The organism is Hyphomicrobium sp., assembly GCF_036833075.1.
Taxonomy (GTDB): domain Bacteria; phylum Pseudomonadota; class Alphaproteobacteria; order Rhizobiales; family Hyphomicrobiaceae; genus Hyphomicrobium_C.
In genome coordinates, this window is record NZ_DAITQL010000113.1 from 1 (window position 1) to 10,884 (window position 10,884).

General features: G+C 60.2%; 8 protein-coding genes. 6 read left to right on the plus strand and 2 right to left on the minus strand.

Features of this window, described 5'->3' with window-relative positions; genetic code table 11:
- Positions 1–798 precede the first annotated feature (798 nt).
- The 6 genes from V7082_RS19965 (at position 799) to V7082_RS19990 (ending at position 6,453) form a co-directional block, all read left to right on the plus strand.
- Positions 799–1,002 carry a hypothetical protein gene (locus V7082_RS19965; RefSeq protein WP_334151301.1) on the plus strand — a complete coding sequence of 68 codons (204 nt, stop codon included), beginning with the start codon at positions 799–801 and terminating at the stop codon, positions 1,000–1,002.
- A 449-nt stretch (positions 1,003–1,451) separates the two neighbouring features.
- Positions 1,452–1,739 (plus strand): helix-turn-helix domain-containing protein, encoded by a 288-nt coding sequence (locus V7082_RS19970; RefSeq protein ID WP_334151303.1) that lies wholly within the window; start codon positions 1,452–1,454, stop codon positions 1,737–1,739.
- Positions 1,736–3,085: a type II toxin-antitoxin system HipA family toxin gene (locus tag V7082_RS19975; protein WP_334151305.1), complete on the plus strand. Its 1,350-nt coding sequence runs from the start codon at positions 1,736–1,738 to the stop codon at positions 3,083–3,085. Before V7082_RS19970 ends, V7082_RS19975 begins: the two co-directional genes overlap by 4 nt.
- A 258-nt stretch (positions 3,086–3,343) precedes the next feature.
- The gene (locus tag V7082_RS19980; protein WP_334151306.1) at positions 3,344–3,967 is read left to right on the plus strand and encodes an ABC-three component system protein; all 624 of its coding nucleotides are present in this window, start codon (positions 3,344–3,346) and stop codon (positions 3,965–3,967) included.
- Entirely contained in the window at positions 3,957–4,448 is a 492-nt protein-coding gene (locus V7082_RS19985) for a three component ABC system middle component (protein ID WP_334151308.1), read from the plus strand. Before V7082_RS19980 ends, V7082_RS19985 begins: the two co-directional genes overlap by 11 nt.
- Before the next feature lies 1 nt (position 4,449).
- Positions 4,450–6,453 (plus strand): DUF3732 domain-containing protein, encoded by a 2,004-nt coding sequence (locus tag V7082_RS19990; protein WP_334151310.1) that lies wholly within the window; start codon positions 4,450–4,452, stop codon positions 6,451–6,453.
- A 335-nt stretch (positions 6,454–6,788) separates the two neighbouring features.
- Here the strand turns inward: V7082_RS19990 and V7082_RS19995 are convergent, their stop codons facing one another.
- Both V7082_RS19995 and V7082_RS20000 read right to left on the minus strand, forming a co-directional pair.
- A complete protein-coding gene (locus V7082_RS19995) occupies positions 6,789–9,929 on the minus strand; it encodes a TrlF family AAA-like ATPase (RefSeq protein WP_442909829.1) in 3,141 nt (1,046 codons plus the stop codon).
- Positions 9,930–10,440: 511 nt separating this feature from the next.
- Complete coding sequence (locus V7082_RS20000; protein WP_334151313.1) at positions 10,441–10,737, minus strand: hypothetical protein; 297 nt, start codon at positions 10,735–10,737, stop codon at positions 10,441–10,443.
- Positions 10,738–10,884 lie beyond the last annotated feature (147 nt).

The following is a 10,884-nucleotide window of genomic DNA, read 5'->3' on the forward strand; positions in this document are numbered from 1 at the left end:
TTCCATGCCTTCGACGCCCACGGCGTCAATCTCACGCTGACGCAGAGGTTCTAGGAAGCTCACGCTGACGCAGAGGTTCTAGGAAGCTGCGTCGGACGAAGGGGCCGGGACATCGTTACGTGGCCACCGGAGCCAAGGGCGAAGACGCGCAGACCGGAAGCCGCAGATCCGCATAGATTTTTCTATGAGTCTTTGATTGGATTGTTGGACCTCTCAGGAAAAAGATCGAACCAGATCTTCGATGAACTTGCCAATTGGGAGGAGGTTCTGAAGAGTTCCTCGCTGGCAAACCCGACGCCGCCAGCGCCGTGAAAAGTACCTCCCTAATTCAGCACCGCAGAGTGGAAACCTCGGGCAAGCGTGAAACGACCCGGTTCGGGATCGCCATTCCCGTGAGATCGCCTTTGTCGATCTGGTGTATGAGCCCGCTAAGCTTCTTCGTTTCTGTCCTGATGCCAGAGAAGCGCGCAACACGTTCGATCAAGCGCTCCAGATCGGATGAGGCAGTGTCGGGTCGTCGATCTTGATGCGCAGGTAGGTCTCTTCGGTTCACCGCTCCGGCGCCACCGGATGCGTCGGTTATCGGACAGGGCCATGATGCCGGAGAGGCTGATACTGAGTTAATGAGGAAACGCTGCAATACGCGGGAACGATAGGGAGTTCTAAGAGAAACGTAGGAAGGTGCTCACGAGTAGGCAGATCTGCGTCGCTCCGGCCCGGGAGAAGCGAGCACTCAGACTGCAAAGTCCCAAAAACGGCGCCAAGACCTTCATCGACGTCGTCGGCGGGGATCGCCCCATGAGGTACGTGACCCGCACCGATGTGCGCGCGTTTCGTCAACACCTGCTCGAGCGCATCGTCGGCGAGGAGATCGACACGGCGAACAAAATAATCAGCCACGTCTCGAGGACGTTCGTCACTATCAACGAGGTCAATCAGCACAGGCTGCCCGATATCTTCGGGAAGGCACGTATCTCTGGCGGAAGCACAAGCAGCGCGTAGTCTTCGACGCGGATTCTTGCCGAAGACCTGCTCGACGAACTCAGCGACGAGGCGCACGACCTCTCATCTACCTCGTGGCCGCAACCGGCCCAGACCGTCAGAAGCGCAACTTCGATCTGCCTCGACCATAAAGTTCCGCATGTGGGGCGACCGGATGAAGACGACGATTCCCGGCGCGATTCCGCTGGGAGGCATCGTGCTGAACAGAAGCTTTCGAACAGCTAGCTTCCCCGCCCAAAGCAATGTTCTCGATCGGGAACATTGCTTTGGAAGAGGCCATCGGCGAGAGCAAAGTACCCGTACGGGAACAATTCGGCCGCTTTCCGTCTCGACGATCGTTAAAGTTCCCGATCGGGAACTTTTTGTTGCTTTCGAGCGTAAGTCGCGGTATAAGTTCCCGTACGGGTACTTATAGATCGTAAGCACTTTGGAATGGGAGGCGGATCGCGATGGCCGATGGCCCCCGCATCGGAGAGCACGAGGCGGCCCATTTCGGCACCTTGGTGCGGGAACGGCGCAAGGCACTCAAGATGAATCAGGACGAACTCGCGCTTGCCACCGGCGTGGGGCGGCGCTTCATCATCGACCTCGAGGCCGGCAAGCCCACCTGCGAGCTGGGCCGCTCGCTGGTGGTCGCCAACGCGGTGGGGCTGCGGATCTTTGACCTGCTAGCTCAGGACCGCGCAGACAACGCCTTGCTGCCGGACATGATCGACGACGAAGGCTTGCCGTCGTGAACGCGCTGCCGGTCTATTATGAGGCCCGCACGGTCGGCAACATCGAGGTCGGTGCCGAGGGACCGACGTTCCTCTACGATCCGGAATGGCTGCGCACGCGCGGCGCCTTCCCGCTTTCAATCCTCATGCCGCTCTCCACCCGTCCGGTAAAGCCGGCGCTGTTCCTGCCCTGGGCGGCGAACCTGCTGCCCGAAGGCGCGCAGCTCCGAACTGTCGGGCTGACGCTCGGCGCCTCTCCCGACGATGTGGTCGGCATCCTGTCGGAGATCGGCCGCGACACGGCCGGTGCGCTGTCGGTCGGCCGGCCCGGTTCCACCAGCTCCGGCAACTGGAAGCCGGTCAGGAAGACCGCCGAGCTCGAGCGCATCATCGAAGAGTTGCCGAAGAAGCCGTTCCTGACCGGCGAGGAAGGGGTATCGATGTCGCTGGCCGGCGTGCAGAACAAGCTCGGCGTTGCCATCGACACGAAGAACCGCATCTGCATTCCCATAGATGGCGCGCCGTCCACCCACATCCTGAAGCCGGACTCGGAGCGCCTGTTCGGCGGCGTCCAGAACGAGGCCTTGTGCCTGACCCTAGCGCGACGGTGTGGTCTCAACGTGCCGGACGTGACGACCGGCATCGCAGGTCGGCGCACGTATTTCCTGACCACCCGCTACGACCGCATCCAGCAGGGCGACCGCTGGCGGCGCCTGCATCAGGAAGACTTCTGCCAGGCGCTCGGACGGCCACCGTCGGCCAAGTACGAGAGCAACAAGACCGGCATTAAGGGGCCGACGCTGGCCGACATGTTCGCGCTCACACGCAATGCGATGGGGGCTCCCGATCTGCTCGCCCTTCTGGACCAGGTAATATTCAACATCATCGCCTGCAACACGGACGCCCATGCCAAGAACTACTCGCTGATGATTTCCGGGCGAGGTTTCGCGCTGGCGCCACTCTACGACGTCATGTGTGCGGCAGCGTGGGAGGGCATTACCCGCAATCTGGCGCAGAAGATCGCCGGCAAGAACCGCGGCGAGCACCTCAAGCGCCGGCACTGGGAACGCTTTGCCGAGGAGTGCGGTCTCAATCCGACGCAGACCGTACGCCGCGTCGAAGCGCTGGCGACCGCCGCCATCAAGGAGCTCACGGCTGCGACCGACGCGGTGAACGCCATGCCCGCCGGTCCCCACGTGATGGTGAAGCATTTTGCCGACGCCATCGCGCGCCGGGCGCGCGCCCTGATCTCGGGTTTGAACGAGAAGAGCGTCCCGCCACCGGCGTCACCAGCCAGACCGAAACCGACCAAACCCACAAGGGCAGCCTCCAAAACGAAGGCCAAAGTCCAGACGCAGAAGGCGTGACAACCCATCTCATAAAAGGACAAGCGACGTATCAACCTCATCCTATCGGGGCTGTGGGAGTTTCTAACCGTAAGTCCCTAGCCCCTTGCGTGCCGCATGGCTTCAGCTTCATGCTTCGCAAGATGCGGTACGAAATGCCTATCCTGGCGGCGCCGCTTCGGGGACGTCTCATAAGCCGAGAAAGCGGACATTATTGGATTTGAAGTTCTAATCCGGAACGCTCGGCGATCAATGACGGCAATACCACAGGCAGCGGACGTGGGGCGCTCGACCAAGAGCGTTCGAGCCCGTGCGCTGGCAGATGAGGTGCAGGACCGCCCATATCGCATCGCGATTACGTGCCGCCGGCGCCGAGAGCCGGGGATCATCAGCAGAGTCGGCGCCGTGCGTCAGTGCCGTTCCCTGGAGCAGTCGCTTCGCCGCCAACGCCTGCTTCCGCGCCCGGCTTCGCAAGTGCCCGTCGATCCCGAACAACGCGCCAAATCGATGACCCGTCGATTCGTGCATCACCTGACCCGCATCGATGCGTCGCCTGACGATGTCGTGCAGTCTGTTGATCACTTCCTGCAGTTTGGCGCCGAAAAGTATCGCATCGGTCAGGAGGGCAGCGTTCCCCCCTCGGAATGGCTCCAACGCGGCGAACGCCTCTGCACCCGCTGGCGCAACATCATGCGGCAGACCAAGGTGCACATGACCGGTGCCGACATTCGACGTATCGGCACTGAAGTGCTGATGCGGACGACCTACGAGCACCGAGAGCCGCTGGCCGGCACGCCCTGTGACGAGATGTACATGACCTCGGGACACTACCATCGGCTCGCCGAAAGCGATGACGTATGGTGGGATACGACCTACGTACCGAAGGTTGGTGATGAGGCATGATCACGAGGAGCGTATTCTCCACAATCCCGCGCTTACCGCCCGGGCCTTCTGGCATTTCGCAACATCCTTCCGTGGACACGGAGACGGCACCGCTCCCGAGTTGCCACTCTTCGTCATCGCCGCCGCGATGATGTTCCAACGCGACACAGCCGAGCAAACGTTCCGCATGCAGTTCAACAGCGGATTGTCCAAGGCTCTCGAAGACTGCCCCGACATTCTCGCCGGCCTGCAATACAGAATCGACTTCTACGCCCTGGATGCGCTGAAGGGGCTGCAAGTCGCCTGCTCCGCGCGTCTTCTGGAGCGCGTAGATGGCCGACGATTTGCCGGATATCGCGCCCTCGGCTCGAGATTGCCGCTCGATATCCGCGACGACGCGGAAAGTGTCAGCCAGATATTTGCATGCGTTCGGCGCCTTGGCGCTTGGTTCGCGGCAGAGGACATTGCCAGTTTGGCCACGAGACTAAGGATCGGATTGTGACATGAAGTTGCTGATTAAGCGCCTTGTGATCTGGCCCGAGGACAGAAGCCTGGACGCTCGCACCATAGACTTCGCGCTCGACAAGCTGAACGTAATCACCGGTTGGAGCGCGACGGGCAAATCCTCCCTCGTCTGGATCGTGGACTACGTTCTCGGCAGCGGAACCTGTTCAATCCCCGTCGGTCCCATTCGCAATTTGGCGTCGTGGTATGGACTCGTCGTCGAAACTGATCTCGGTATGATGATGATCGCCCGCATGAAGCCCGATGGTCGGGACACGTCACCCCACTACTGGGTTGAATTGCGCTACGATCCAGCCGTCCCTTTGCCCAAGCGGCCAACCGCAAATGAACGCTTGGAGACGTTTAAGAAACGTATGGACACCCTCGCAGGGCTATCCGATCTCCGTCTCAGCGTCGACGAAGAAGAAGGCTATGCAGGCCGTGCCTCGTTTCGCGACATGGCCGCATTCAACTTCCTCCCGCAACACATCGTCGCCAACCCGTACACCCTGCTGTTTAAGGCTGACACCACCGAACATCGCAAAAAGCTTGCGAACCTGCTGCCGCTCGCGCTCGGCATCATCACCAATGACGACCTCATTCGTATGCACCGATTAAACCAGCTCGAAGCGCAAGCGCGACAATTGCAACGATCGCTGCGCCTGCGCCGATCCGCCGTTGAGTCGTGGAAGAGCAGCGTCATCGGTGCGTTTCTCCGGGGCCAGGAACTCAACCTCTTGCCTGCCGGACCGCCACCTGCGGACCTCAATGCGATCGTTGATCTTATGCGCACATTGGTCGCCAGCGCCGGACCGACTGTGCCGAACGGCGGCGTAACGGCCTCGGCGGTCGACCAACTCGACCGGACGAGAGAGCAGGAACAGACGGTCGACCGCGCGATTTCGTCTGCGAAACGCCGATTGCGTCGCCTCAAGAGCCTGCGCGCCTCGATCACCGACTATGACGAGGTTACCGCCGATCAACAGGCCAGATTGCAGGGCGTGAACTGGTTCACATCCGCCGTAACCAGTGAACGCTGTGTCTTGTGCGGGACTGACACCGATGCCGCCAGCGCCTTCCTCCGCGACCTCAAGGAGCCGCTCGACGCGTTGGGTTCCATGATCGCGGGAACGCGTCATGCGAGCCCCGTCGTCGATAGAGAAATCGCGGATATCGAGCAGCAACTCCTCTCGGACGAACATCGCCAGCTCGAACTTCGTGAGCTACGTCGAGCTCTCGAAGCCGAAGCCGATGTCGAAAGGGGTCAAAGCCGCACGTTGGAGGGCGTATACCGTTTCCTCGGAAGCGTCGATCAAGCGCTGAAGATGATGGGCGACCTGGAGGGCGAAGATGGCGTCGAGGAGCAATATCGTCTGCTCAGGGAAAAGATCGCTCGGCTGCGGACCGAGCTGAACGAGGATGAGCGCGATCGAAAGCGCTCGGAAGTTCATAAATCGATCTCAAACTACATAGCACGTTTCATCGCAGCGTTGGAAATCGACGGTGCCGAGGGCACGCCTGAACTCGACGAACAGGAGCTGAACCTTAAGTTTACGCATACCCGACAGAGCAAGAGCGATTTCCTCTGGGAAATCGGCAGCGGCGAGAATTGGATGGGATATCATCTCGCGGCCATGCTGGCACTGCACGGAATCTTCTTGGCGCGACTCTCCGGCAATCCAGTTCCAACCTTCCTCTTCATCGACCAGCCGAGCCAGGTCTACTTCCCCGGAGAGACGTTCGAGGAGATTGTCGAACCTGTTGGCGGACAACCAGGCGATGACCCGCTTGGGAGGCGCAAGCTCGGAGACCTCGCGAGGACGCAGAAGATCTTTTCCGCTTTGGCGCGTGCTCAAAAAAGCTTCAAAAATCGCCTGCAGATCATCGTCCTCGATCATGCTGATCAGAACGCATGGGGCGACCAGAGCAACGTCGTCGCTCCAGAGACATGGAGGGGCGATACTGACTACTTGATCCCGCGCAAGTGGCTTCCGACCCCGTAGTCTGCTGTGTAATTGGCGACCGTTAGGTGCTCATTATCCACTGGAGTGAGCAGTCTCTTTTCGGGTGTCGTTCGCTGCTGTCTGTTTCGGAACCACGCTGCCATTGCAAAGCCGAGCAATCCGACCTCGGCGCCAGGTGGCGAATGCGATGCATCGCTTCCGATGAGCCGAGATAACGGACATCGACTTGCAGTAGCGGTGAACGGCGACGGATCAACGGTATTCGCGGCAGTGATCTTGATTGCAGTGATTAATCCACGTGATGACGACGCTCTCTCTCTCAACTGTGATCCGATCACGCTGGCAAGAGGCTAGCCTACCTGCGGGGACAGCCGTTACTGCTTGTGGAAGGCGTACTTCAGACGCCGGTTGTCGAACGCCGGCTGCGTGCCCTCGAGAATCTCGATCACGTGCTGCTTGATGACGGGCGACTCGATCGCCCCCGTGACATACCTGAATCCGTCTTCCGATTTCTTCGCATAAATGATCTGTTCCGCGTCGCAGACGACGGCCAGGTTCGGATTGTGGGTGACCATGATGACCTGGCGCCGCCGCTTGGCCAACTTGATGCACTGGACCAGCACCTTGTAGATGGTCTGGTTATCGAGGTTCTCCTCCGGCTGGTCGATCACCAGCGGAATGTCATCCTTGTCTACGAGCAGATAGAAGACCAGAAGCAACAGGCCCCGCTCACCCGGCGACAACTGCCCGATCTCCTGGCCGTTGTAGGTGAGGGAATACTTGGGCTCGAGGTAGCTTAGCCCGAATACGTAGTCATAGATCTCCTCGGTCGTGAAACCCTTGCGCAGCTGAGCGTCGATGACGAACGTCTCAGGCACCTCGCCCACCGTACGACGGTCAAAGTGCAGCCGGTCCTCGATCGCCTCGACGAACGCGACCACAGAGTCGGCGTCGGAGAAATTGGCCTCTTCCAGAAGGCCCTGAACGACACCAACGCTCTCGTCGCGACCGTAGAAGCTGCCCTTTGCCTGCCGGCTCATGCGATTCAGAAATCCATCCTGGAACCCATCCTCGGCGATCAGCACATTGACCTGAAGGGGTAGCGGCATATCCATCGTGCTGGCGGCGTCGACGAACGCCTGTACGGGCTTGTACATCGTCTGATACGCACCGACGAGTTGGGAGAGCTGCTGGTGGATGTCGCGGACGGCGGCGATGCGCTGTTGCCGGAGCCGATCTCGCGTGGCAGGGAGCTGATCGAGCTCCTTGAGCTCGCGCTCGAGCCCCATGATAGTGTTATGTTTGTTCGCGTCACCTACGAGTTCGGCCCTCTGAGCCTCCCAGGCCGCCAGCAGCTCCTTGTAGGCCACGAACTGGCGCTGCTTGTCGCCAAGCTTGGCCTTCACGGCCTCGATCGCTTGCTTCGTCTGCTCCCGCCGCACCGTGATTCCATGCGGCGAGGCATCCGTAATGATGGCCTGCTGCCGGGTCGCCTCGGCCTGGAACTCGGCCGCCATGTCGGCGAGGGGCCGGGTGTCGATCTTCAGGCTCACGATATCTGACGGCCTGACGGTCGAAGAGATTTCGGACAGCATTTTCCCTAGGTCGGACAGGAACTGCTCGTGTTCGCGCCTGTGATTGCCGATCAACTGTAACGCTTTCGCGACCTGGGCACCCGACCGGAGGGCGTGCGCGCGCGCCTGCGTGGCCTTGCCTTCCGCGTCCGCCAACGCTTTCAATACGCCTTCATGCTCCGCCAATTGCTTCGCCGCCGCTTGCGCCTCCGCCCTGGCGGCTTCGGATTGCGTCGGATCCTCGACCTCGGGCGGTTTGGCCTTGTCGAGTGCGCTTAGCTGGTTCTTCCTGACACCCAGCTGCTCTTGGAGCCCTGACCGGAACGCCGGCGTCATGCGGCGCTCGACGGCGGCGATATCGGCATTGATCCGGCCCAACTGCCGCTGCACGCGCTGCCGCTCGGACTGGAATTCGGCGCCCTTGTATTCAAGGATCTCATCGAGCGAGTCGAACTCCAGGCGGTCCTCTTCGGGCACGTGGGTGAAGATGATGCTGCGGAGCTCGGCGTCGAACGATGAACCGCCTCCGATCGCCAGTTCATTGCACAGATCCTCGAGGTAGCGCTGCGGCAGATACTTGATCCTCTCCACGCATTCGGGCGGGGGATCATCGTGTAGGCTCCGGCTGGTGGGCGAACCGTCTTCCCAATGCAACGTGCCCTCGAAATGACGCGCGAGCTTGCCCTTGCCGTCCCGGAAACGTTGCGCCGACAGGAAAGAAAACTTGCTGAAGTTGCGCGTCTTGCCAACCAGCGCGGCGATGTCCGCGAGCGCGCTTTTTCCGCTGCCTTTGTTGCCAATGATCGCCACCAGGTCATGGTTGAGCGGAATCTCGACATCGAACCAGATTTGCGAAAGCACAGCGTCGCCCCGCTTGCGGATCTCGATTGCCCTTACGTACTTCGTGCGGTTATTGGTGACCAGCTTGCGTTTCGGCGGCTCCTCGCCGACATAGACACGTTGCTCGAATTCCGTGATTGCATGGCGCAGCCCGTCGAAGGTGGGATCGGCCTTGATCCAGGTGAAGGCGTTTCCAATCCGGTCTTTCACTTGCGCGTCGCTAAAATCATGCGCGTCGGAGCAGTCGAAGAGTTTGGCGTTGACGTTCGCCTCGATAAGCTTGCTGCGGGCCTTCCCGTAGGCGTCGGGATTTTCCGCAGCGGTGAACACGATGTCGGCCTGGTTGATGATGTTGCGCTTCTCCGCGATGGACTGGTCATTCCATTTAAGATTGTCCCACTCGGTCTTGCCGATGGCGATCAACGCGCGCCCTTCGAAATTGTGGTTTCCGAGGGCTTGCTGGATCTTGTCGAAGCCCACACAGAGATTGTTGAAGCCTTCCTGGAGCGGCGAGCCGTAGGACCCACGCTCCTTGGCCGGCGCGGCGTCGATGATCATCTGGCCGAGTTCGGCGACCGACGATCTCGTGATCACGGCGTTCCACTTCGACTTTAGGTGCGCCTTATCAGGGACGAGCTGGTAGCTTGCGAACAACGCGCTGAGAAACTGCTGCCTGATGAGTTCCGGCTCCAGCGACGCGAAGATCACGTGCACGTTAATGCGGTTCCAATCGGTCTGCACCCCGTCGGCGGTTTTCCGCGACGTGCCCGCGAACTTGTCCAGACGGAACTCCACGACCGGTAGAATCAGGTCGATATTCTTCAGTCGGCCATCGGACTTCGCCTTCCGCACGCGCTCATAGCCGTCGATGAAAACGTAGTCGTTGATGCCGATCACCTTGAACTCGGGCGGCAGGCTCTCGAGATCGCGGAAGAAGCGTTCCCAGGCCTCCTCCTTTGCGCCAGCGTAGTTATGGACGATCGAGTCGGGAGTGTGGACGTGCAAATCCCATTTGCTCCAGACCGAACCGGCTGGATTGTTTAGCGTGATCAAAGACGTCCCCTCGTAATACGTTTTGCGGTCGAAATGTGATTTCCGCACACGATATTCCGCATGCGTACGCCCGTCAAAAGCCGTTTGTCTAATGAGTCAGGCTTGTCGGCCGTCGCCATCCCCGTGAAAACACCCTCGTCCGCGCCTGAATCACTGTGCGCCAGGATATGTGTCGTCGGCCAGCGTACGGACTCACCGAAGTGGAGCGTAGCGCAGACCAGATTTGACGCTTTCAGCTCCCGTCAACGGAGACTATCGAGAGCAACAATGTAGATTTGACAATCGCAGTCTTGCACCTAATCGCGGGGTCGGCGACTTCTGCAATTGGCCCCGAACGACAACCGCGCCGCCCACACATGTGACATGGCGATGTCCCTCCTGGGACCGACAGTCGACGCTGTTGAGGCGGCTACATGTCCTGTCCACTGCTTTCCCACGCTCGAGGTGACCCGATAGCTTCCGTCGGGTGTCCGGCGCTACGGGCCAATAGCGACCCAACCAATCTATTCGAGCGGTGCGCCGCACAAAGCTCTGTCGTCCCACTTGCGGATGGTCATCGCTAAACTTCCCACGTCCATGAAATGAGACGATTGCTCTTCTGGACGAAGCCGACCTTGCAGGGCCCTTTTCCGTCGTCGACACGGAAGTGCAGCGCACCGGCGCCGACGACGGTGATCTCTCTTTCTCCGGAAAAGCGGATCTTCTCGCCACGCGGTTCACCGAAGGCAAAAAGCCCCATCCCGACTTGGCAGGTGCGGTTCGGCGGGCAGGCGACGACATATGTGGCAGTAACATAAACGTAGTCCTCGGCCCACTGCCAGCCGGGACCGTCGATGACTTTGTAGGTTGGGCTCATGGGACACCAATGGCGGCAGCGTAGGATGTGAACGTCGCGCCGGCGACGTCGCGGGCGAAACTGGCGGTTAGCAGCAGAGCCTGATCGGTCTGGCTGAGCTGCCCCCGGTTCCGTGGACATTGAGTTAAGCTAATCGCTGTCGATCCT